The organism is Mesorhizobium kowhaii, from assembly GCF_042431665.1.
Lineage (GTDB): Bacteria > Pseudomonadota > Alphaproteobacteria > Rhizobiales > Rhizobiaceae > Mesorhizobium > Mesorhizobium kowhaii.
The window spans coordinates 220,634-243,650 of record NZ_JBHLYT010000053.1; the positions used below are offsets into that span (position 1 = coordinate 220,634).

Annotated in this window: 20 protein-coding genes; 11 read left to right on the forward strand and 9 right to left on the reverse strand. The window is 63.4% G+C overall.

From position 1 onward, the window contains the following. Positions 1-37 precede the first annotated feature (37 nt). From ACFFNA_RS28535 to ACFFNA_RS28565, 7 genes are all read right to left on the reverse strand, one after another. The gene (locus ACFFNA_RS28535) at positions 38-1,465 is read right to left on the reverse strand and encodes an aldehyde dehydrogenase family protein (RefSeq protein ID WP_378923235.1); all 1,428 of its coding nucleotides are present in this window, start codon (positions 1,463-1,465) and stop codon (positions 38-40) included. A 36-nt stretch (positions 1,466-1,501) separates the two neighbouring features. Further along, on the reverse strand, positions 1,502-2,587 hold the full coding sequence (locus ACFFNA_RS28540; protein ID WP_378923236.1) for an ABC transporter ATP-binding protein: 1,086 nt from the start codon (positions 2,585-2,587) through the stop codon (positions 1,502-1,504). Beyond that, positions 2,577-3,185, reverse strand: coding sequence for a helix-turn-helix domain-containing protein (locus ACFFNA_RS28545; RefSeq protein WP_111547190.1), 609 nt, complete (start codon positions 3,183-3,185; stop codon positions 2,577-2,579). The genes ACFFNA_RS28540 and ACFFNA_RS28545 overlap by 11 nt, the downstream gene beginning before the upstream one ends. A gap of 261 nt (positions 3,186-3,446) precedes the next feature. Beyond that, the gene (locus ACFFNA_RS28550; protein ID WP_378923237.1) at positions 3,447-4,511 is read right to left on the reverse strand and encodes an ABC transporter substrate-binding protein; all 1,065 of its coding nucleotides are present in this window, start codon (positions 4,509-4,511) and stop codon (positions 3,447-3,449) included. Next, positions 4,496-5,362, reverse strand: a complete 867-nt coding sequence (locus tag ACFFNA_RS28555) for an ABC transporter permease (protein ID WP_378923238.1) — start codon at positions 5,360-5,362, stop codon at positions 4,496-4,498. Before ACFFNA_RS28555 ends, ACFFNA_RS28550 begins: the two co-directional genes overlap by 16 nt. Then, positions 5,359-6,243, reverse strand: a complete 885-nt coding sequence (locus ACFFNA_RS28560; RefSeq protein WP_378923239.1) for an ABC transporter permease — start codon at positions 6,241-6,243, stop codon at positions 5,359-5,361. Before ACFFNA_RS28560 ends, ACFFNA_RS28555 begins: the two co-directional genes overlap by 4 nt. Before the next feature lie 89 nt (positions 6,244-6,332). Continuing rightward, positions 6,333-7,616, reverse strand: a complete 1,284-nt coding sequence (locus ACFFNA_RS28565) for an NAD(P)/FAD-dependent oxidoreductase (RefSeq protein ID WP_446685979.1) — start codon at positions 7,614-7,616, stop codon at positions 6,333-6,335. Positions 7,617-7,858: 242 nt separating this feature from the next. Here ACFFNA_RS28565 and ACFFNA_RS28570 point away from each other — a divergent pair, with 242 nt between their 5' ends. The 5 genes from ACFFNA_RS28570 (at position 7,859) to ACFFNA_RS28590 (ending at position 13,386) form a co-directional block, all read left to right on the forward strand. Continuing rightward, positions 7,859-9,016: a fumarylacetoacetate hydrolase family protein gene (locus ACFFNA_RS28570; RefSeq protein WP_378923241.1), complete on the forward strand. Its 1,158-nt coding sequence runs from the start codon at positions 7,859-7,861 to the stop codon at positions 9,014-9,016. Positions 9,017-9,376: 360 nt separating this feature from the next. Continuing rightward, positions 9,377-10,312, forward strand: coding sequence for a substrate-binding domain-containing protein (locus tag ACFFNA_RS28575; RefSeq protein ID WP_111546900.1), 936 nt, complete (start codon positions 9,377-9,379; stop codon positions 10,310-10,312). A 119-nt stretch (positions 10,313-10,431) separates the two neighbouring features. After that, positions 10,432-11,418 (forward strand): ABC transporter permease, encoded by a 987-nt coding sequence (locus ACFFNA_RS28580; RefSeq protein ID WP_111547193.1) that lies wholly within the window; start codon positions 10,432-10,434, stop codon positions 11,416-11,418. A 3-nt stretch (positions 11,419-11,421) separates the two neighbouring features. Then, positions 11,422-12,213: an ATP-binding cassette domain-containing protein gene (locus ACFFNA_RS28585; RefSeq protein ID WP_111546901.1), complete on the forward strand. Its 792-nt coding sequence runs from the start codon at positions 11,422-11,424 to the stop codon at positions 12,211-12,213. 150 nt (positions 12,214-12,363) lie between these two features. Beyond that, positions 12,364-13,386: a LacI family DNA-binding transcriptional regulator gene (locus tag ACFFNA_RS28590; protein ID WP_111546902.1), complete on the forward strand. Its 1,023-nt coding sequence runs from the start codon at positions 12,364-12,366 to the stop codon at positions 13,384-13,386. Between the two features lie 339 nt (positions 13,387-13,725). On the opposite strand, the gene ACFFNA_RS28595 is transcribed toward ACFFNA_RS28590, so the two are convergent. Continuing rightward, on the reverse strand, positions 13,726-14,316 hold the full coding sequence (locus ACFFNA_RS28595) for a TetR/AcrR family transcriptional regulator (RefSeq protein ID WP_111546903.1): 591 nt from the start codon (positions 14,314-14,316) through the stop codon (positions 13,726-13,728). A gap of 246 nt (positions 14,317-14,562) precedes the next feature. Between ACFFNA_RS28595 and ACFFNA_RS28600 the strand changes: the two genes are divergently transcribed. The 3 genes from ACFFNA_RS28600 to ACFFNA_RS28610 are packed head-to-tail and all read left to right on the forward strand — an operon-like array spanning position 14,563 to position 19,153. After that, a complete protein-coding gene (locus ACFFNA_RS28600) occupies positions 14,563-14,817 on the forward strand; it encodes a hypothetical protein (protein WP_111547195.1) in 255 nt (84 codons plus the stop codon). After that, the gene (locus ACFFNA_RS28605; RefSeq protein ID WP_378923242.1) at positions 14,811-17,987 is read left to right on the forward strand and encodes an efflux RND transporter permease subunit; all 3,177 of its coding nucleotides are present in this window, start codon (positions 14,811-14,813) and stop codon (positions 17,985-17,987) included. Before ACFFNA_RS28600 ends, ACFFNA_RS28605 begins: the two co-directional genes overlap by 7 nt. Before the next feature lie 14 nt (positions 17,988-18,001). Beyond that, positions 18,002-19,153: an efflux RND transporter periplasmic adaptor subunit gene (locus ACFFNA_RS28610; protein ID WP_378923243.1), complete on the forward strand. Its 1,152-nt coding sequence runs from the start codon at positions 18,002-18,004 to the stop codon at positions 19,151-19,153. Positions 19,154-19,174: 21 nt separating this feature from the next. Here the strand turns inward: ACFFNA_RS28610 and ACFFNA_RS28615 are convergent, their stop codons facing one another. After that, the gene (locus ACFFNA_RS28615; protein WP_378923244.1) at positions 19,175-20,107 is read right to left on the reverse strand and encodes a LysR substrate-binding domain-containing protein; all 933 of its coding nucleotides are present in this window, start codon (positions 20,105-20,107) and stop codon (positions 19,175-19,177) included. A 105-nt stretch (positions 20,108-20,212) separates the two neighbouring features. On the opposite strand from ACFFNA_RS28615, the gene ACFFNA_RS28620 reads away from it, so the two are divergent. The 3 genes from ACFFNA_RS28620 to ACFFNA_RS28630 all read left to right on the forward strand — a co-directional run bounded on the left by ACFFNA_RS28620 (position 20,213) and on the right by ACFFNA_RS28630 (position 23,016). Then, positions 20,213-21,001: a HalD/BesD family halogenase gene (locus ACFFNA_RS28620; RefSeq protein ID WP_378923245.1), complete on the forward strand. Its 789-nt coding sequence runs from the start codon at positions 20,213-20,215 to the stop codon at positions 20,999-21,001. A gap of 118 nt (positions 21,002-21,119) precedes the next feature. After that, on the forward strand, positions 21,120-21,857 hold the full coding sequence (locus ACFFNA_RS28625; protein WP_378923246.1) for a GntR family transcriptional regulator: 738 nt from the start codon (positions 21,120-21,122) through the stop codon (positions 21,855-21,857). 52 nt (positions 21,858-21,909) lie between these two features. Beyond that, the gene (locus ACFFNA_RS28630) at positions 21,910-23,016 is read left to right on the forward strand and encodes a mandelate racemase/muconate lactonizing enzyme family protein (protein WP_378923247.1); all 1,107 of its coding nucleotides are present in this window, start codon (positions 21,910-21,912) and stop codon (positions 23,014-23,016) included. The last annotated feature ends 1 nt before the right edge of the window (position 23,017 follow it).

Here is a 23,017-nt window from a genome sequence, read left to right on the forward strand (position 1 = left end):
AACCCTTGAAGGGGCCTGACGAGCAGGGATCCGAAGCCTACGCTCCGTAGCCGATGATGCCCTTGACCTCCAGAAAATCGTGGATCGCCCAATCGGCGTATTCGCGGCCGTTGCCCGACTGCTTGTAGCCGCCGAACGGTGCGAACGTGTCCCATTCCGGGTAGTTGATCGAGACCTGTCCGGCGCGCAACTGTCCGGCCACCTTGCGGGCGCGATCGATATCCCCGGACTGCACATAGGCAGCGAGACCGTAGACCGTGTCGTTGGCGATCCTCACCGCGTCGTCGTCGTCACTGTAGGAAATAACCGACAACACCGGGCCAAAAATCTCTTCCTTTTCGATGGTCATGCCTGATGTGACATGGCCGAACACGGTCGGCCTGACATAGTAGCCGCGGTTGAGGTGTTCGGGCCGGCCGGGGCCGCCAGTGACGAGCGTGGCGCCTTCCTTGATGCCGGCTTCGATCAGCCGTTGGATCTTGTCGTACTGGATGTTCGAGACCACCGGCCCGAGTTTGGTTTCCTCGGAGCGGGGATCGCCGACATTGTGCGCTTCGGCGGCTTTCTTGGCGATGGCGAGCGCCTCGTCATGGCGGGCGGCCGGCACCAGCATGCGCGTCGGCGCGTCGCAGGACTGGCCGCTGTTGCCGAAGCAACCCTCGACACCCTTGCGCACCGCCGTTTCGAAATCGGCGTCGGGCAGCACGATGTTGGCCGACTTACCGCCGAGCTCCTGCGCCACGCGCTTGACCGTCTCCGCCGCTGTCTTGGCAACGATGATGCCGGCACGGGTCGAACCGGTGAATGACACCATGTCGACATCGGGATGGCCGGCCATGATCTGGCCGACATCCGGGCCGGTGCCGTTGATCATGTTGTAGACGCCTTTCGGCGTGCCGGCGGCTTCCATCACTTCCGAAAAGACGATGCCGCTGATCGGTGCGATCTCGGAAGGCTTCAGCACCACGGTGCAGCCGGCGGCGATTGCCGGCGCCACCTTGCAGACGATCTGGTTGAGCGGCCAGTTCCACGGCGTGATCAGCGCGCAGACACCGATCGGCTCCTTGACGACCATGGTGCCGCCGCGCTTTTCGCTGAACTCGTAGTCCTCCAGCGCCTTGATGGTGGCTTCCATATGCGCCCTGCCCGCCCAGGCCTGCGCCTCGCGTGCCCAGGTGATCGGCGCGCCCATTTCCTGGCTGACGGCCTGGGCGATGTCCTCGTAGCGCTCGTTGTAGATTTCGAGAATACGTTTCAGGAGCTTCAGGCGCTCGGCCTTGCTGGTCTGCGAGAAGGACGGGAAGGCCGCCTTGGCTGCGGCCACGGCCTTGTCCACATCGGCCTTCGAGCCGACGGAGATCCTGGTGTAGGCCTCTTCGGTGGATGGGTCGATCACATCAAGCGTCGCCGGCACCACGGGTGCCACCCATTTGCCGTCGACAAAGAAGTTCAGATGATTGCTCAAGCGGTGGTGCTCCGGTTTCTTGGACTGTCGGTGGGACTAGCTTGGCAGCATAGGGCAGTTGGCCCCACGGCGCAGGCTGATATGCGCCACATCGCCGACGCTGAATTGAAAACCCTCAGCCTGGCGTGGCGCGTCGATGACAACAGGTGCGCCCTGCCCGAGTTCGGCATGCAGGCGCAAGGTGCGGCCGTGGAAGACTATGCTGTTGACGCGTGCCGGCGCCGTGCCGGTTGCCGCTTCAGTAGCCGCCAGCAAATCCTCGGGACGCACGCCGACGATGCGCATGGCGCCCTCGACGGGAGCCTCGCCGGATTCAGAGGTCGCTTCCAGCGGCAAGGCACCGGCGGCGAACCGCAAGCGATCGCCATCGCGTCCGAGAAACCGCGACTGTAACAGGTTCATGGTGCCGATGAAACTGGCGACGAATGTGGTGGCGGGCCGGTCGTAGAGCGTCGCCGGCGGCGCGATCTGCTCGATGCGGCCCTTGTTCATGACAACGATGCGGTCGGAGATCGACAGCGCTTCGGTCTGGTCATGGGTGACCATGACGAAGGTGGTGCCGAGCCGCGACTGCAGCCGCTTCAGTTCAACCTGCATCTGTTCGCGCAGATGCGCGTCGAGCGCCGACAGCGGCTCGTCGAGCAGCAACACGCGCGGCTCGCAGACGATGGCACGAGCGAGCGCGACGCGCTGGCGCTGGCCGCCCGACAGTTCGGAGACGCGGGCGCCAAGCTTGTCGGCGAGGCCGACCATATCGAGGGCTTCGCCAACACGCTTTGCCTGCTCGGCGCCGGATAGTTTTCGCAAGGACAGGCCGAAGCCGACATTCTCAGTGACGTTCATATGCGGAAACAGCGCGTAGTCCTGGAACACGGTGTTGACCGGCCGGTCGTAGGGCCTGAGTGCTGTGATGTCGCGGCCGTCGAGCAGCACCTTGCCGCTCGACGGGCTTTCGAAGCCGGCAATGACGCGCAGGCTGGTGGTCTTACCGCAGCCCGACGGCCCAAGCAGGGTGAGGAACTCGCCGCGGACGATGTCGAGATCGACGGCATCGAGCCCGACGATGCCGCCCGGAAACAGCTTTGAAACCGTCTGCAGCCGGACGAGAGGATCAGGCGCCATCGCGAACCTCGGACGGCTTCGTGGTGTTGACCCAAAGGATCTGGCAGCGCTCGGCACCAGGATTGCAGAAGGCATGCAAAAGCGTGCTCTTGAAGGCAAAACTGTCGCCGGTCTTCAGCACGTATTTTGTCGAATCCACAACCAGCTCGACCTCTCCCGAAACGACGAAGCCGAATTCATGGCCGGCATGGGCATAGGCCCCGGCGGTGCCGCCGCCGGCATCAACCGTCACCAGCATGCCGGTCAGTGTCGCGCCCGGCGGCGACAGCAGCGCCTTGGCGATGCCTTCCGACTTCACCGGAATGGCGCGGCGGCTGTTGGCACGCACGCAATAGAGATCGTTGACGGCATCGTTGCCGTCGGCGATCAGCGCCGACGGCTCGATGTCGAGGGCGGCGGCGAGAGGCCAGATCACCTTGACGCGCAGCGAGGACATGCCGCGCTCGATCTGGCTGAGCGCGCCGATCGACACGCCTGCCCTGGCGGCAAGATCGGCCAGCGACAGGTTGCGCTCAAGCCGCAGCGCCCGCACGCGCCGGCCGACCCGCACATCGGCATCGTCCTTCGGCTTTTCAGCCGCTTCGTCGAGCATGTCCATGCATTCGTCCTCGTTTTTTCCCTTCTCCCCTTGTGGGGTGAGAAGCGGTTCGCGCAGCGAACGAAAAGCCAATTGCTTGGCTTTTCGAGCTTCGAACGCCCTGAGCCTGCGAGGGGCCGGGCGTGGTAGCCGATCCACCTGCCGGGTCCCCGCTGCTTCGCAGCGTCCCGGCGTTCGCCGGCCTTCATCGTGCCACTGGCACGATGAATTCGCTTACGCGACCGGCTGCTCACCCCACAAGGGGAGAAGGAAGAGCCAGGCTCAGCCGCCGGCCTTGACCTTTTCGAACATCTTGGCGAGTTCGTCATTCTGTTTCATCGGTCCGGTGAAGATGGTGGTCTTCAGCATCACCTCCGGGTCAGACGGCAGTTGCAGCGTCTCCAGCTCCTCCTTCGGCACGGCGGCAAAGGCAGAGCTCAGCGAGCTGCCGTAGCCGTAGGACTGGATCAGGTATTTGCCCGAGTCGGCGTCCAGCCGGCTGTTGATGAAATCATAGGCGAGATCGACGTTCTTGGCGTCCTTGAGCATGACGAAGCCGCAGGCCCAGGTCAGCATGCCCTCCTTCGGCTTCATGAACTCGACCGGCACCCCTTGCTTCTTCAGCGAGGTGGCCGATGCGTTCCAGGTCATGGCGGCGACCAGTTGGCCGCTGGCCAGCGCCTGTCCGACCGAGGTCATGTCGGTGGTGTAGTTGGAGAGCAGCGGTCGCTGCTCGCGCAGTTTGTCTGCCACTTTGTCCATTTGCTCGGGCGTCATGTCGAACGGATTGACGCCGACCAGGAGCGCCGCAACGATCGGCGTGTCGTGTACGGCGTCGATGGTCGCCATGCGACCGGCATATTGCTTGTCCCACAGAAGGTTCCAGCTCGCTTCCGGGTTCTTCACCAGATCGGTGCGGTAGAGGATCGAGGTGTTGCCCCAGTCCCACGGCACCATCCAGACCTTGCCATCGCCGGCCTGCAGGTCGGGCAGGTTCTTGAACACCGGAAAGATCGAATCCCAGTTCTTGATGCGCTTGGTGTCGATCGGCTGCAGCAGGCCTTCCTTGTTCCAGCGCGCCACCTTGTCATAGCAGGGATGTGCGATGTCGGGGCGGAAGCCGGCCTTGACCTTGGTGAAGGCGTCATCGTCGTCACCGAAGATCGAGGCCTCGACGCCATCGGGATGTGCGGCAAGGAAGCTCTTGTTGAAATCGGGCAGTTCATAGCCCGACCAGGTGAAATATTGCAGCTTGTCGCCGGCGAAAGCGACGGTCGACGACAGCGCCAATGCCAGTGCGGCCAGGCCGGTCCGGGCCATCTTTCCAGATATTAGGTCGAATGCCATTGCAGTTCTCCTCTCTTGGTTTGTTTTGGTTGTGATGGATCCGCGGGTCGTGGCGCCGTTGCGGACAGGCCGCGATGGCGCAGGATTTCGGCGATTGCAGCGATGACGAAGGAGACCGCCAGGATCGACGTGCCCAGCGCCATGACCGTCGGCAGCGATCTGGGGAACCGCAGCTGGCTCCAGATGTAGAGCGGCAGCGTCGGCTCGGTGCCGGCGAGGAAGAAGACGACAATGAATTCGTCGAAGGAGATCAGGAAGGCCAGCATGAAGGCCGAGATGATGGCCGGCAGGCTGAGCGGCAGCATGACCCTCCGGAAGGTCGTCCAATCGGAAGCGCCGAGATCGAGTGCCGCCTCGCGAATGGTTTTCGGAATGGCGGCGAAGCGGCTGCGCATGATCACCACGGTCGTCGGCAGCGCCACCAGTATGTGGCCGAGAACGATGGCAATGCGCGATGGCCCGAGACCGATGAGGTTGATGAGGATCAGCAGCGATATGCCCACGATGACACCCGGGATCAGGATCGGCAGCCGGGCCATGGCGCTGATTGTGGCGGCGAGCGGCGAGCGGCCATAGAGGTCCATGTAGGACACGGTGATGCCGCACAGCGTTGCCCCCGTGGCGGCAATGGCGGCGATGACGAGGCTGTTGGCGAGCGCGCCGGAAAGCGCCGAATTGCCGTACAGCGTCGCGTACCATTGCAAGGTAAAGCCCTGCAGCGGAAAGGCTGCCTGGATCGAGTTGTTGAAGGAAAACAGCGGGATCAGCAGCACCGGCAGATAGAGAAAGACCAGATAGGCGATGACGTAGACACCAAGCCAGCGGCCGCCTCCCGTGCGCATGGTGCTCATGTGCGGCTGCCAAATCTGCGGTCCGTGAAGCGTGCGACCAGCACCACGGCAAGGATGACCAGCATGACGGCGACAGACAATGCGGCGCCAAACGGCCAGTCATTGGCCTTGCCGAACTCAGCCTGGATCAGCGTGCCGATCATGGTGCTGGCCGGGCCGCCGACGAGAGCAGGCGTGACATAGTCGCCGACCGTCGGCACGAAGACGACAAGTGCGGCGGCCAGCACGCCCGGCATCGAATTGGGCAGCACGACCCGGCGGAAAGAGGTGAAGGGTCTGGCGCCAAGATCGGAAGCGGCCTCGACCAGCGACTTCGGGATGGTGTCCAGCGCCACATAGATGGGCAGGATGGCGAACGGCGCATAGGCGTGGGCGAGCGTGACGACGACGGCGGCCGGCGTGTTGAGAAAGGCCAAAGTCGGCTCGGACCAAATGCCGCTTTCGATCAGCGCCGAGTTCAAAACGCCATTATAGGCGAGCACGATCTTCCAGGCGAAGACGCGCAGGAGATAGCTGGTCCAGAACGGCAGCGTCACCAGGAACAGCAGCAGGCCGCGCCGCCGTCCGGCATGGAAGGCAAGGTAGTAGGCAACGGGATAGGCGGTGACGACCGTGGCCAGCGTGACCAGGGCGGCGATGACCAGCGAGCGCAGCGTCACCGTCCAGTACAGCGGATCGGACACCACGGTGGCGAAGTTCGCGACGGTGAAACCCGTACCGAGCAGCGAACCGTCATTGGCGCGGAAGGCAAGGAACAGCACCAGGCCGAGGGCAAACAGGATCAGCAGGAAGGTGACCAACGCACCCGGCAGCAACATGGCAACCCGGAAGCCCGATAGGGACCGGGTCTCTGGCGCTTGTGCTGCAACAATGGTCGACATCGACCTGCCAATCGAAATTTTGAAATTACCTAAGAGTTTTTCATATTCGTGAAACTGTCAAGCGGAATCCCTTTTGGCGAATTGCTGGGTCAGCGCTCCAGCGCGTCGAGCAGGCGATACCAGGCGATGGTCGCGGCAACGCCGACCTGCCGGAAGGCGTGGAACGGGATCGGCCGGATCGGCGAGAGCGGAAATGGCAACTGCCTGGCGTCGCCACTGGAAAGATAGGTTGCGATGCGCTCGCCAAGCGCCGTCATCAGACCGACGCCACGCCCCTGGCAGCCGACCACGGCCACAAGGCCTTGCTCCGGCTCGTGAATGTGCGGCAGGTGGTCCGGCGTCATCGCCACCCGGCCGAACCAGCGCTTCTCGATGGCGACGTCGGACAGCATGGGATAGAGCCGCCGCAGCGCCCGCTCGAGATGCGCCCAGTCACTGGGGCTGGTCGGCAAGGCCATGCGGCCACGCCCACCAAGCACCAGCCGGCCATCGGCGCTCTTGCGGTAATAGACGAGGATGCGACGCGAATCCGACACAGCCTGCCCTTCCGGCAGGATCGTGGCCGCCAGGTTGGGCGGCAACGGTGCTGTGGCGATCTGGAAGGAATGCAGCGGCACGATCGTCTCGGCGAGGCCAGGGATCAAACCGTCCGTATAGGCGTTGGTCGCCAGCACGACCGCCTTCGCCTGCAATTCAGTGCCGTTTTCAGTCGAAACGCGCCAAACGCCCGCGGCATTGGCAAGCCGCACGACCTTTTGGCGCTCCGCTATCCCTATACCAGCCGCCGCCGCGACCCGGGCGAGTTCCGACGTGTAAGCGAGCGGATCGATGACACCGGCGCGGCGATCGAGCCAGCCGCCGAGATACCCTTGAGCGCCGGTCATCGCGGCAATCTCCGCCTGACTCAATAGCTTGACGTCAGCGCCACGCCCTCGCCATTGCCGGTCACGGTTTGCCGCCGCCTTCAGCGCAACCTCGGTATGAGCCGCCTGGATCCAGCCATTGCGAACGAACGGCACCGCCAGTTTTTCGTCGCGGATCAGTTCGAAAACCGCATCTGCGGTCGAAGCGGCAAAGTTGACGAGCGCCTCGCCGCGCTCCGGGTCAAAATGCTCGAGCAGCCATTCCGGATCGTATTTCAGGCCGGGAATGACCTGCCCGCCATTGAGCCCCGATGCGCCCTGGCCGATGTCGCCGGCCTCCAGCACCTGCACCGACATGCCAAGCCGGGCAGCATGCAAAGCCGTCGACAGGCCCATGATGCCGCCACCGACAATGACGACATCGACACAATCGCCACTGGCAAACAGCGACTGAAACATGGAAGCCGCTTGCGGCTTGCGCCAGATCGGATCGGAGAATGGTGCGGGCAAAGGTCACCTGAAAGCGCTGCGCTTAAATGAAAACCCTAGTCAAGATTTCACGTTTTTGAAAGAGCGTTTCAGTTTTCGTCTGTGGACCGACGCCGATAGGCAACCGGGAGTGTAAAATTCCGCGAACGAAAAGAGCCATCCCAGGTCGCCAGCGGCGGGATAGACCTTTGGCCGGAATCCGGTGAAAGTGCCGCGCCGATCCGGCCAGCCGCATTTTAGATTATTTCAGAGGACCGAACGCCATGACCAACCCGACGCACCTGCCCACTGAGGGCCTTTTTGTCGGCCGCGCCAGAAGCAGCGATGTCTCGCATCCTTTGGTGGTCACGGTGCGCGATGGCACCGTCTTCGACATCACATCGAGCACGGCACCGACCGTGCGTGATGTCTGCGAGATGGCCGATCCTGCCGGCCATCTGCGCTCGGCCAAGGGCAAGCCGATCGGCTCGCTCGACGCCATCGCGGCCAACTGTTTTGCGGCCACGCGCGATGCGAAAAAACCCTACCTGCTGTCCCCGGTCGACCTCCAGGCGGTCAAGGCCTCGGGCGTCACCTTCGTCGTCAGCCTGCTCGAACGGGTGATCGAGGAACAGGCGCGCGGTTCGGCGGAAAAGGCCGACGCCATCCGCGCCGACATCGCCGGGCTGATTGGCCACGATCTGTCGAAGCTCAAGCCCGGCTCGCCCGAGGCGATGGAGATCAAGGCCAAGCTCATCGCGCGCGGCGCCTGGTCGCAATATCTGGAAGTCGGCATCGGTCCCGATGCCGAGATCTTCACCAAGTGCCAGCCGATGGCCTCGGTCGGCTTTGGCGCCGATGTCGGCCTTCACCCGGTATCGACCTGGAACAATCCCGAGCCCGAGATCGCCATGATCGCCGCCAGCAGCGGCAGGATCGTCGGCGCCACCATCGGCAACGACGTCAATCTGCGCGACGTCGAAGGGCGTTCGGCGCTGCTGCTTGGCAAGGCCAAGGACAACAATGCCTCGGCCGCACTCGGCCCCTTCATCCGCCTGTTCGACGACACATTCTCCATCGACGACGTCAAGCGAGCCGTCGTGCGCCTGAAGGTCGAGGGTGAGGACGGGTTTTCGCTGGAGGGTGCGAGCTCGATGGCCGAGATCAGCCGCTCGCCGGAAGAGCTGGTTGCCGCCGCCATGGGCCCGCACCACCAGTATCCGGACGGGCTGGCGCTCTATCTCGGCACCATGTTCGTGCCATCGAAGGATCGCGGCGAAAAGGGCAAGGGCTTCACCCACAAGGTCGGCGACATCGTCACGATCTCGTCGGAGAAATTCGGCGCGCTGGTCAACCGGGTGCGGCTGTCGCCCGACTGCCCGCACTGGACCTACGGCGCCAGCCATCTCATGCGCGAGCTGGCAAAGGCCAACCTTATCTAGCGGCCTCTGCCCGCAAGCCGCCGCCCATGCCGGCATTCCGACCGCCAAGGTGCGGCGGCTGACGCTGGTGCTGATGGGCGCGATGGCGGGGCTTGCCGGAGTGATCCAGGTCGGCCGGCGGCATCCTCGACGCCAACCCTTCGACTGACGCGAAAAATCACCTCAACTGATGCAATCTGATGGGACCGTTGATGGCGCCCCGTCAGGCGCCCACTACATCTGCAGATGGAGGCTTGCCATCCGTCGAAAAAGGGGATGCTCTGACGCATCCAACCGGCGCTGGCAAAAAGACGCAATCCGGCGGTCGCCGGAACAAGGGACGGATTCGGAACTGACCATCTACAAACGGGAGGAAATCAAATGCTGACACGGCTAAGACTCGTTCTATACGGCCTGTTGGTGGCGCTAATGGTGATTCCAGCAGCGGCACAGGCCAAGACGTTCTACTGGATCTCGCATGGCGGTCCGGCTGATCCGGTGTGGACCTACTTCCTGGCTGGCGCCAAGCAGTGGGCCAAGGACACCGGCAACACCGTCAACACATCGTTCCACAATGGCGACGTGGCCTCCCAGCAGGAAGCGGTTCGCGCCGCCCTCTCCGCCAAGGCCGACGGCATCGTCACCACCAGCCCCGATCCGGGCAGCCTCGTCGAGATCGTCAAGGAAGCCCGCGCGGCAAACATCCCGATCATCAACTTCAACACGCCCGATCCCAAGGCCAATTTCAACGCCTACGTCGGCGGCGACAACGTCACCTTCGGCAAGCACTGGGCGCAGTATCTGGTCGACAAAGGCCTGGTGAAGAAGGGCGATTTCGTCTGGATGCCGGTCGAGGTCCCCGGCGCCACCTATGGCGTCCAGGAAGAGGAAGGCATCAAGAGCGTCTTCGGACCGCTCGGCATCACCTATGAGATCACCGAAGCCACGCTCGACCAGGCCGAAGTGATCAACCGCATGGTCGACTACCTCACCGCCAACAAGGCCAAGGTCAAGGCGATCATCGGCCTCGGCGACCTGGTGACCGGCTCGATCAAGCGGGTGTTCGACCAGGTCGGCATCAAGCCGGGCGAAATCCCGGTCGTCGGCTGGGGCAACTCGCTCGACACCACCCAGGAAGTGCTGAACGGCTATGTCAATGCCGGCCAGTGGCAGGACCCGCAGGCGACAAGCTATGTCGCGCTCTCACTTGCCAACATGGCCGCAGGCGGCATTCCTCCGGGCTTCAACGTCATCACTGGCGCGCTCTATGAAAAGGACACCGCCGGCGTCTACGACAAGATCCTGTCCGGCAAATAACATCCCCAACCCTAGCAGTCGCGACTGCCCCGGCGGTCGCGACTGACGTCCCATTTTCGCCGAGCCCTTCGCATGCGGATGTTCGGGGCTCAGCCTTTCCAATCATATCGCAGGTGCTTGTGGAACATCGTTCGCTCATCCAACGCCTGATCGCGCGACCTGAATTCGGCCCCTTGGTCCTGCTCGTCATCGAGATCGCCGTTTTCTGGAGCATCAACCACGACTTCCTGTCGCCGCAGAACATTTCGAACACGCTGGCCTTCACGGTCGAACTCGGCCTCATCGCGCTGGCGATGACACTGTTGATGACGTCGGGCGAGTTCGACCTTTCGGTCGGTTCGTTGTTCGGCTTCTCTCCGGTGCTGATGTGGACGCTGTTCAACAGCGGCCTCACGTCGCTTGAGGTCGGCTTTGTCGCAGCCCTGCTGGTCGCCGCCTTCATCGGGCTGGTCAACGGCTGGTTCGTCACACAGCTCAAGATCCCGTCCTTCCTGGTGACGCTCGGCATGCTGCTGGTGGTGCGCGGCACCGCCCTTTTCGTCACCGACGGTTTTCCGCAGCGCACCTGGAGCGCGGAAGGCAGCTGGCTGGCCGAGGCGCTGGTCGGCGACTTCTTCATCGGGCCGTTCCGCATCTACATGTCGCTGTTCTGGTTTATCGCCGCGGCCATCGCGCTCGGCTATGTCCTGACGCAAAGCCGCACTGGCAACTGGATCCAGGCGGCCGGCGGCAATCCCAATGCGGCGCGCGCCCGCGGCGTCAATGTCAGCGGCGTCAAGATCGGCCTGTTCGTGCTGTCATCACTGATGGCCTCGCTCGCCGGCGTCATCTCTTCGCTGCGCACCTCGGCGGCTAACCCCAACAGCGGCACCGGGTATGAGCTGGAAGTCATCGCCATGGTGGTGATCGGCGGCACGGCCCTGACCGGCGGGCGCGGCACGATCATCGGCACCGTGCTCGGCATCCTGATCCTGCGCGTCATGCGCAACGGCATCGTGCTGATCGGCGTGCCCGGCCTTGCCTACAACATCTTCATCGGCGCGATCATCCTTGGCATGATGGCGCTCCATTCATGGCTGGAACGCCGGCATCAGGCAGGGACTTGAACCATGGCCGAGCCACTGATCCGCATGCAGAACATCCGCAAGTCCTATGGCCGCGTGCAGGCACTCGAGGACGTCAGTTTCCATGTCAATGAACGGGAGATCGTCGGCCTGCTCGGCGACAATGGCGCCGGCAAGTCGACGCTGATCAAGGTGCTCTCAGGCGCCGTTCCGCTGACCAGCGGCGACATCTTCATCCGCGGCAAGAAGGTGAGCTTGCGCAACACCAGCGACGCCATCGCCCACGGCATCGAGACGATCTATCAGGACTCGGCGCTGGTCACGCAATTGTCGATCGCCCGCAACCTGTTCCTCGGACGCGAGCCGATCAAGCCGCCGCGCTTCCTCAACCGGATGGACCAGGACGCCATGAACACGGTCGCCCGCGACCTGCTCAAGCAGGTCGGCATCTCGAAGAACATCCCGCCAACGACACCGATCGGCTCACTCTCCGGCGGCGAGCGCCAGGCAGTGGCGATCGCGCGCGCCATGCATTTCGACAGCGACCTCATCATTCTCGACGAGCCGACCAACAATCTCGGCGTCGCCGAAACGCAGGGCGTGCTGAGCTTCGTGCGCAACGCCCGCGATTCCGGCCATTCCTGCATTTTCATCGCCCACAACATCCACCATGTCTTCCAGGTGGTCGATCGCATCGTCGTCATGCGCCGGGGCAAGGTGGTTGCCGACGACATCGATCCGAAGAAGACCAGCGTGGCGGAAGTCGAGCGGATCATCACCGGTATGTCGGACAAGGAAATCCGCGATGCCATTGCCGATGGCAAGCCATCGCACTGAGGCAGATGGCAAGCCATCGCCTGAGAACGGGCGGAAGCCGTCCTGTCGAGGCAGCCGAATGACCGTCCGGCTGACGGGCGGCAATCAGCCGTCACCTCAAATCGCATCGCTCGTCTGGCGCGGCATCGCATCGGCACATAGGGTTGCGGCATGAAAGCCACCGTCTCGGATATCGCCCGTAACTGCGGGCTGTCGACCGCAACGGTCGACAGAGTGCTCAACAACCGGCCGGGCGCGAGTGCCGCCAACCGGCAGCGCGTCATGGAGGCCGCCAAGCAGCTCGGCTATCTGCCGGTCGCCGATCAGGTGACGCTGCCCTCGCGGCCCGCCCATCTCGAATTCCTGCTGCCGATCGGCAGCAATGCCTTCATGCGCGATCTCGCCGGACATATCGAGGACTACGCCGCGCGGCTGCCGCTTGTCGCCTCGTGTCGGATCCACAACCTCGCCGGGATCTCACCGAACGCGCTGCAGACCGCTGTCGAAAACCTCTCGCTCCGGGCCAATGGCGTCGGTGTCATCGCCGTCGATCATCCGCGCACGCGCAACATCCTGCGCGACATCGTCGACGCCGGCATGCGCCTGGTGACGCTGGTGTCCGATGTTCCGGCAGCACCGCGATCGGCCTATGTCGGCATCGACAACCGGGTGGCGGGACGAACGGCGGCGCTGTTGATGGGCCGCTTCCTCGGCGGCCGCACCGGCCATCTGGCGATGGTCGTCGGCTCGCGCTCCTATCGCGGTCATGAAGAACGCGAAATGGGTTTTCGCTCGGTGCTCAATGAAGAGTTTCCCAACCTGACCGTCAGCAGCGCCGTCGAGATCAACGACGAGCCCGACGTCAGCTATGCCGAGACCATGAAGGCGCTGCACAACGAGCCCGAACTGCTCGGCATCTATTGCGTTGGAGCCGGCCACTCGGGCGTCGCAAAGGCGATCAGGGAAGCCAGGCCCAATCGCAAGCCGGTGTTCATCTGTCACGATCTCACCCGGGACACCCGCGGCTATCTCGTCGACGACCTGCTCGATGTCGTCATCGACCAGAATGCCAGGCTGATCGCCGAACAGTCGGTCATTCGCCTGCTTGGCTCGATTGCATCCTCGGCGCCCTATCTGACGCGGAAGTTCATCGAGCCGCGCTTGATCTTCAGGGAAAACGTTCCGGTACAATGAGGCAAGCTGAGCTTTTCTGGTCACACTCGACAACTTTCGCGGGTGATACAGCGAATCTGCACAGCTGCTATGCACGATCCACGATTGCCGAATCGTTAGGCACGTCATAGCTTCTGGTTGTCGGCCATCTACTCCTCCCAGATGAGATGCCGACGCTGAGTGGGGTGCACCTCCTCCCGCGCCACACTCGAAATCGAGCCCGCTGCCACCTCCTCCCGGCAGCGGGCTTTTTTCGTTCCAGTCGGCGACGGTTGCGGCGTTGCTCACGCCAGAAGACGTGAGGCATCGTTCGTTCTCGGTCACGAGATCGAATAAGGGCCGTTAGCTACTGCGGAGAATTCAGCCGGCTGCAGTGCCCCGGAAGGAAACGATCAGCCCTTCCGCCATGCGGACAAACTGCGCGCTGGGGCCTTCCGTGCCGACACTTTGAACACTGACACGGGCGCCTTCAAGCAGAAGCGACAGCGTATCGGCGAGCAACTCGGCCTGGCCGATGCCGGCATCCCGGCACAGCGTCACAAGGCGATCGCGCTGGGCCTCCTTGAGTTCCTTGATCACGCGCCTGGCCGGATGATCGGTTTCGCTCAACTCGATGGCGGCGTTGGCCATGTCGCAGCCGCGGCCGTCAGCCGTCAGGCAATCAGCGGCCATGCGAACCCAGGCATGCAGCTGCGCCAGCTTGTCGCCAGGGTGCTCGATTTCGAACTTTTCCCACATTGCGCCGGCCTTGCAGGCGGTGGCGCGCAGGCATTGGATGATGAGATCGTCCTTGGAATCGAAATGACGATAGAGCGTCATCTTGTTGGTTCCGGCGGCCTCAGTGATCGCGTCGATGCCGACGCCCTTGATGCCATGCTTGTGAAACATGTCCTGCGCCGTCTCCAGGATCCTGTCCCGGGGGCGAGCGCGTTCCACAGTGCCGTCTTCCATCAAAACCTCCTTGGTTTCCCAAAAATCCCTCGGTACGCCTCTTGACTAGGGTGTTACCGGTCTGTAACGTCACGAATGTTACTTACTGGTAACACCTATGTCGCCCTTCGTCAATCACAAGACCGTGAACTGGTCCTACCAGATAGAGATGGGCGAAAAATTACAGATCATGCGGCTTGGGCCGGTGAAGAGATGAAAACGGTTCGCGAGCATGGGCTGCGAACCGACAAGACAAGGAGCCGGCCAATGCCACAGCGCCGCGATCTTACCATAGATGAAGCCGTCCGGGATCCGATGATCCGGCTGGTCATGAAAGCAGATGGCGTCGACCCGCGCGCCTTCGAGAGGATGCTGCGCTCGCTCGCCGATGCGCAGCGCCGCGAGGTGTCGCTGCTGCGTTCGCTGGAAGAGCCCGGTGATGGGCGCGGCCAAAGGCTGTCCAGGGTTGCCAGCGCCTTCGGCAAGGCAAGAGCAGCCGGGGAGGCGTGCGTGTCGTGGTAAACTTTTTCATCCACCGTCCGATCTTCGCCTCGGCGATCGCCATCATCATGGTGCTTGCCGGGACGATTTGTTATTTCCTGCTGCCCGTTTCGCAGTTTCCCGACATCACACCGCCGCAGGTCGTGGTCAGCGCCCATTATCCGGGCGCCAGCGCGCAGGTGGTGGCCGATACGGTGACAACGCCGCTGGAGCAGCAGATCAACGGCGTGCAAGGCATGACCTACATGTCGTCGACGAGCTCGAATGACGGCTCCTCGACCATCACCATCACCTTCGATGTCGGCTACTCCCTGAGCACCGCCGCCGTCGACGTCCAGAACCGCGTGTCGCAAGCGGCCTCGTCGCTGCCGGCGATCGTCAATCAGGGCGGCGTGACCATCAAGAAGCAGAATCCGAACTTCGTCCTCATCGTCAACCTGACCTCGCCGGACAGTTCCGTCGATCCGGTGGCGCTGAGCAACCTCGCCTATCTGCAGGTGGTCGATCCGCTGAAGCGACTGCCCGGTGTCGGCGACGTGCAGATCTTCGGCGAGCGGCGCTATTCGATGCGTGTCTGGCTCGACCCGGACAAGCTCGCCAATCTCGGCATCACCGCCGTCGACGTCCAGAACGCGATTGCCGAGCAGAACGTCCAGGTGGCGGCCGGCAAGATCGGTCAGTCGCCGGCCCCGGCCGGCACCGCCTTCGAGATGCAGGTCAACGCAGTCGGCCGCTTGAGCGATCCCAAGGAGTTCGGCGACATCGTCGTGCGCGCCAACACGGATACCGGCTCGCTGGTGCGGCTGCGCGATGTCGCCCGCATCGAACTCGGCGCGCTGCAATATTCCTCGTCGGCGTTCTTCGGCAAGGATCCGACCGTGGTGCTCGCCGTCTATCAGATGCCCGGCTCCAACGCGCTCGATCTGCAGCAGCGCGTCAAGGACAAGATGCAGGAGCTGTCCGGCCGTTTCCCGAAGGGTGTCTCCTATGCGATGCACTACGATACGACCCGCTTCGTCTCGGCGTCGATGCATGACGTGCTGATCACGCTCGGTGAAGCGCTGGTCCTCGTCGTCGCCGTGGTGTTCATCTTCCTGCAAAGCTGGCGTACGACGATCATCCCGACCATCGCCATTCCGGTGTCGCTGGTGGCGACGCTCGTCGTCATGGAGATGCTCGGCTTCTCGCTGAACATGCTGAGCCTGCTTGGCATGGTGCTGGCGATCGGCCTCGTCGTCGACGATGCCATCGTCGTGGTCGAGAATGTCGAACGACAGCTGGAGGCCGGGCTCAAACCGCTGGCGGCGACCAAGGCCGCGATGGCCGAGGTCACCGGTCCGATCATCGCCACCACCGCCGTGCTGATGGCGGTGTTCGTGCCGGTCGCCTTCATTCCAGGCGTCTCCGGCAAGCTCTACAACCAGTTTGCGCTGACGGTGGCGATCTCCGTCGGCATCTCCGCCTTCAACTCTTTGACATTGAGCCCCGCGCTCAGTGCCGCCTTCCTGCGGCATCGCCAGCCAACGCAGTTCGTGCTGTTCCGCTGGTTCAACACAGGCTTCGACCGGTTGTCGCATGCCTATGCCCACGGTGTGCGCATTCTCATCCGCTTGCGCTGGATCATGCTTGGGCTGTTCGCGGCCGGACTGGTCGCGACCTATTTCGTCTGGCAGCGCCTGCCCTCGACCTTCCTTCCGGTCGAGGACCAGGGCTACTTCTTCGTCGTCATCCAGCTGCCCGACGGTGCTTCGCTGGAGCGCACCGACGCGGTGGCGAAGAAGGCGCGTGACATCCTGCAAGCGACCCCCGGTGTCGACATCGTCGGTTCGATCAGCGGCCTGAACTTCCTGACCAGTGCGGCGCAGTCGAATTCGGCGGTCGAATTCGCCATCCTGAAGCCTTGGGAGGAGCGCAGTCCCGACCAGAGCGCGTCGAAGCTCGTCGCCGACGTGCGCGGCAAGCTGCTGCAGATTCCGGAAGCCTTTGCGCTGAGCTTCGATCCACCCTCGATCCCGGGTATCGGGACGACGGGCGGCTTCGAATTCGTCGTCGAGGATCTCACTGGCCGCGGCAGCTCAGCCCTCAACGATGCGACGCAAGCCGTGATCGCCGAGGCGCGCAAGCAGCCGGAGATCAATCCGCAGCAGCTGTTTTCGCCGTTCTCGACCTCGACGCCGCAGTTCAACTACGACCTCGACCGCAGCAAGGCGAAACTGCTCGGCCTTAACCTGCCGGATGTGTTCAACACGCTGCAGATCTATCTCGGCTCGCTCTATGTGAACGATTTCAACCTGTTCGGCCGCACCTTCCGGGTGACCATCCAGGCTGACAAGGATGCACGTGCGGGCGCCGCCGACATTTCGCGGCTCTATGTGCGCAATGCCTCCGGCGGCATGGTGCCGTTGAGCACGCTGGGCAAACTCGTGCCGTTCGTCGGCCCGGAAACCGTGCCGCATTACAACAACAACGCGTCGGCCTCGATCAATGGCGGTGCCGCTCCGGGCTTCTCCTCTGGCCAGGCGGTCGCCGCGATGGAACGGGCCGCCGCAAGCGCGCTGCCCAGGGATTTCGGTTTCGAATGGACCGGCATCACCTTCCAGGAGCTCAAGGCAGGATCGATCGCGTCCGTCGTCTTCGGCCTCGCCATCGTCTTCGTCTTCCTGATCCTGGCGGCGCAGTATGAGAGCTGGGCAATGCCGTTCATGGTGCTCTTGGCGGTGCCGCTCGCTCTGTTCGGCGCGTTCGCGGTGCTGTGGGCGCGTGGCATGCAGATCGACGTCTACTCGCAGATCGGCTTCGTCATGCTGATCGGCCTGGCGGCGAAGAACGCCATTCTGATCGTCGAATTCGCCCGGCGACGACGCGAGGAGGGCCTCAGCATCGTCGACGCGGCGATGGAGGCAGCACGGCTGCGGCTGCGGCCGATCCTGATGACGGCCTTCGCCTTCATCCTCGGCGTGCTGCCGCTGATGTTCGCCACCGGCGCCGGTGCCGCAAGCCGCCAGTCGATCGGCACCACCGTCTTTGGCGGCATGGTCGCGGCGACCATCCTGTCGCTGGTGTTCGTGCCGGTCTTCTACGCGGTCATCGAACAGCTGCGCGAACGCCGTGGCAATGACGAGCCCGCCGCTGAACACACTGAACCAACTGCCGAAACCGCCTTCCCTCCCCTGGCGGAAGCGGCCGAATAAGATTGGAGACTATCATGCGTAAATGGAAAATCGCGTTGGGAACGGCTGTCGCGCTGGGAGCGATCTCGGTGGCCAGCGTCCACCTGCTCGACATGGGCAATGTCAGCCTCAATGCCGGCACCGCTGGTGCGGCGCCCGCGCCTGCGGCGTTCGTCATGCCGGTGCCGGTGGTCAGCGTCGTCAAGAAGACGATCCCGATCTACCTCGACTATGCCGCGCGGACGGAGCCGATCCGCAACATCACCTTGCAGGCCAGAATTCCGGGCTATCTGCAGGAGCAGACCGCTGCTGACGGCGTCGACGTCCGCCAAGGCGATCTTCTCTACAAGATCTCACCTGATGACTTCCAGGCGGCTCTCGACCAGGCCAGGGCGCAGGTGCAGCGCGACACGGCAACGCTCGACTATGCCCGGTCCAATCTCGGCCGGGGCACCGAGCTTGCCAAGAGCGGCTATCTTGCCAAGGACGGCTTCGACCAGCGCACCAGCACCTTGCGCGAGGCACAGGCGTCGCTGGCGCTCAACCAGGCGGCGGTCCGCACGGCCGAGCTCAATCTGAGCTATGCCGAAATCCGCGCACCGTTCCCCGGACGCCTGGGTCGCAACCAGGCCTCGGTCGGAACGCTGGTCAGCGTTGCCGGCACCGTGCTCAACACGCTGGTGCAGCTCGATCCGATCTACGTCACCTTCAATCCGAGCGAGACGGATCTGGCCGAAATCGAGCAGGCTCGCGCGGCTGGTCCGATCGAAGTCGAGGTCCTGCTTCCCGGCCAGACCGAAGCCAGCCAGAAGGGTGAACTCACCTTCATCGACAATTCGGTCGACCGTTCGACCGGCACCATCACGGCACGGGCGACAATCGGCAACGGCAAGTTCACGCTGCTGCCGGGCCAATATGTCCGTGTCCGGCTGCATGTGAAGCAGCAGGCCGATGCGCTGATGGTGCCCCAGACGGCGCTCGGATCGAGCCAGCTCGGCAAATATCTCTACGTCGTCGGCAAGGGCAACACGGTCGACCAGCGGCTGGTTTCGCTTGGCCCGACCAGCGGCGACCAGGTGGCGATCCTGACCGGCGTGGCCGAAGGCGATCAGGTGATAACAGGCAATCTGCAGAAGATCGGACCCGGAATGCCGATTTCTCCGCTGCCGGAAAAGCCGGCCACCTGAACACCCCCGTCAGGTCCGGCTTCAGCGCGGCGCCCTGACCTGCCCACAGGTCGCGGGCGCCGCTTTCGTGAGCAGCTCGACCAGACCCGCGACATCGGCACGGTCGGCCTTGGCCGGCGGCATGAACGCGCAATAGGGATGCCCGAGGCGGACCGAGACGGATGAGAGCGCGATCAAGCGGCCTGCCTCCAGATCGGCGCGCGCCATGACACGCTGACCAAGGGCAATGCCGAGACCCAGCCTCGCCGAGGTGATTGCCAGGCTGGACAGGCCGACGCGCCGCCCATGCGACGGGTCGGGCGAGCGACTGCCGCCGGATGCCGCGAACCAATCGGCCCAGGTCGGGTGCGAGGCATAATTCGGCCCCCAATTGGTGTGGATGAACAGGCTTTCATGCAGATCCGCCAGACCCGGATCGCCATTGCCATGCCTGTGCCAGAATTCGGGCGCGCAGACCGGAAAGACGTCATCATGGACAAGCCGGACGAGCTTCAATCCGGGATAGTGATAGTCGCCATAGCTGATGCGCAGATCGATGTTCTGGCGTATCAGGTCGACCGGATCGTCCTCGACCCGGACATCGATCGCCATCTGCGGGAAGGCATCGAGAAGCTCGGCGAGCTTCGGCGCCAGCCACAATTCGGCCAGCGAGAACGGCACGCTGACGACAAGGCGCGTCCGCAAGCCGCCTTCCAGCATACGCTGGCCGATCGCCGCGATGTCGCCCAGCGCCCGCGCGGTCTGCGGATAGATGGCGTGGCCGGCGTCGGTCAGCGTGATGCGGTTGCCGCTGCGCACGAACAACTGCTTGCCGAACCAGGTTTCGAGATTGCGTATCTGCTGGCTCACCGCCGCTGACGACACGCCAAGCTCGGTCGCGGCCAAGGTGAAGCTGCCGGCGCGCGCCGCGACCTCGAAAGCCTTGATCGCATTCAGCGGTGGCAGCCGTTCCACATCGATCTTCCCAAAAGTTTTTCTTGCCCAATCCTAATTATTTTCCGCGTTGAGAGAAAGATTTTTTTGCCGTCTCATAGGCTCATAACCTCGGAGCCTATGACCATGAAAGACATCCTCGATCTCGACCGCTATCCGCTCGACCGCGAAGGCAGCGCCGAATGGAAGCGCCTCGTCGACCAATCCATCGCCGCACTCGAAGCCGACGGCATGTTCAACCTCGAGGGGTTTCTGCGGCCCGGCATCGCTGAAAAAGCCGTGCGGGAAATCCAGCCGGTCATGGCTGCGCGGTCGCATGTGCACAAGCGCATGCACAACATCTATTTCAAGCCTGACATCCCCGAGCTTGCGCCCAGCCATCCGGCGCTGCGCAAGGTCGAGACCATCAGCCACACCGTCTGTGCCGACCAGATCCCCGGCAGCGTCGTGCTCGCCATCTACGAATACGAGCCGCTGCTGCGCTTCCTGGCGGCGGCGATGGGCAAGACCAAGCTGCATGTCATGAAGGACCCGCTGGCGCGCACCAATGTGATGGCCTATCGCGCCGGCGAAGCGCTCAACTGGCATTTCGACCGTTCGGAATTCACCACCACCCTTCTCTTGCAGCAGTCGCAACGCGGCGGCGACCTCGAATACCGCACCGACCTGCGGTCGGACGACAACCCGAACTATGAGGGCGTCGCCAGATTGCTCGAAGGGCGTGACCCCGAAGCCAAGATCCTGCGCATGAAGCCGGGCACGCTCAACGTCTTTCGCGGCAAGAATACCGCGCATCGCGTCACCACCGTCGAAGGTGAGCGCGAGCGCATGATCGCTGTGTTTTCCTACTACGAGAAGCCCGGCGTCATGTTCAGCGACGAGGAGCGGGTCGGTTTCTACGGCCGCGCGGCCTGACAGCCAGCCGGTTGAAGGTGCGCCCACCATGAGGCAATCAAAAAATCCGAAAATGACCTCTTGTTAGATTGTCGACAATCTGCTTGTCTTGCTCTCGGTTTTCCTTGGGAGTGGCCGAATGGGCAAAGCGGATTTCAGTCCGATCGCGGACACGACGCGGCGCGCCGAGATCGTCGCGCTGTTGCGGCGCGCGATCCTGACCGGCCAGTTGGAACCAGGCCAGAAGCTCAACGAGCTCCGGATTTCCGAACAGATGCGTGTCAGCCGCGCGCCATTGCGCGAGGCGATGCGCGAGCTGGTGCAGGAAGGCATCCTGACCAGCATTCCCTATGCCGGCACCTTCGTCATCGATGTCACCGCCAAGGACATCGACGATGCCTATTCGTTCAACAAGGTGATGGACGAGTTCGCCATCGAGCAGACCTGGCCGCTACGCGACCAGCGCTTCTTCGACGAGCTCGACCGGCGCCACGAGACGGTGAAGCAGGCGACGCGCGCGCTCGACACCACGCGCCAGATCGAGACCGCGCTGCAACTGCACGGACTGATTTATGAATGGGCCGATAATTCGGTGCTGCTCGAGACCTGGCAGCGGCTGACCAGCCGGCTGCAGATGTATTTTGCGCTCCACCAGCATGCTCGCAACGAGCCGGTGCCGGCCGAAGATGTGCACGAGACCTATGTGCAGTTGCTGAAGGGCAAGGACATGCTCGCCGCCCAGCGCCATGCCAGGGAGCATATCGGCCTCGATTTCGAGGAACTGATTGCCTATGCGCGCAGCCTCGAACAGCGGACGTCCAAGGGCGGCAGAGCCGATCGCGCCAGCCCCGCGCGCAGCGGCCCGGGAGGCAGCTGAGCCCGGTCAGTCTGGCAGCCCCATCCCGACATAACAGACAATGGACAGACACGTGCGGATCGAAACCATAAAAGCCTACCATGTCGTGCAGCCCTTCGTGGACGGGCCCTACCGCATGTCCAAGGGACGCGTTGCCAACGCCTTCGATGCGGTGATCGTGTCCATCACCGCCGACAGCGGTTTGACCGGCTGGGGCGAGATGGCGCCGCTCGGCAATTTCTACTCACCCGCCTTCGCTGCCGGCGTTCGTGCCGGCGTGGTCGAGATCGCGCCGCATCTCATCGGCCACGATCCGCGCGGGCTGGCCAGCATCGGCCGGCTGATGGATACGGTGTTCAAGGGCCACCCCTACATCAAGTCGGCGCTCGACATGGCCTGCTGGGATCTGGCCGCACGCGCCGCCGACCTGCCGCTGGTCACGCTGCTCGGCGGCCAGGAGAGCGAGACTGCCGAACTCTACAAGGTCGTCACCCACGGCAGCGTCGACGCCATGGCGGCATTGGCGAAGCGGATCGTCAAGGACGGCTTCCACCGGCTGCAGGTCAAGGTCGGCGGCAATGTCCATGACGACATCGAGCGTGTGACGGCGGTCGCCGCTTCGGTGCCGAAAGGCACGGTTATCTTCTGCGATGCCAATGCCGGATGGACGCCCTACCAGGCGCGTCAATTTGCAGATGCGACACGGGCCATCGACTACACGTTCGAGCAGCCCTGCACGACGATCGACGAATGCATGTCGGTGCGCCGCTCGCTCGACAAGCCGATGGTGCTGGACGAATCCGTCGCCTCGCTCGACGACATGCTCGATATTCATCGCAAGGGTGCCGCCGACGGGCTGACCTTGAAGATATCGCGGCTTGGCGGCGTGACGAAGACGCGGCAGATCCGCGATCTCGCCGTCGACCTCGGCTTCATGATCACCGTCGAGGACACCGGCGGCGCCGAGATCGACACCGCGGCAATGGCGCATCTGTCACTGTCGACGCCTGAAGAACGCCGCCTGCATGCCATCGCCTTCCACGAATGGGTGACGGTGCGCACGGCGTCGAACAAGCCGCCGGTCACCGGCAGCCGCATGGGCATTCCGGATGGACCGGGCCTCGGCATCGATGTGGTTCCCGACCTGCTCGGCGCGCCGTTCTTCGAGGTCGGCCGCTGAG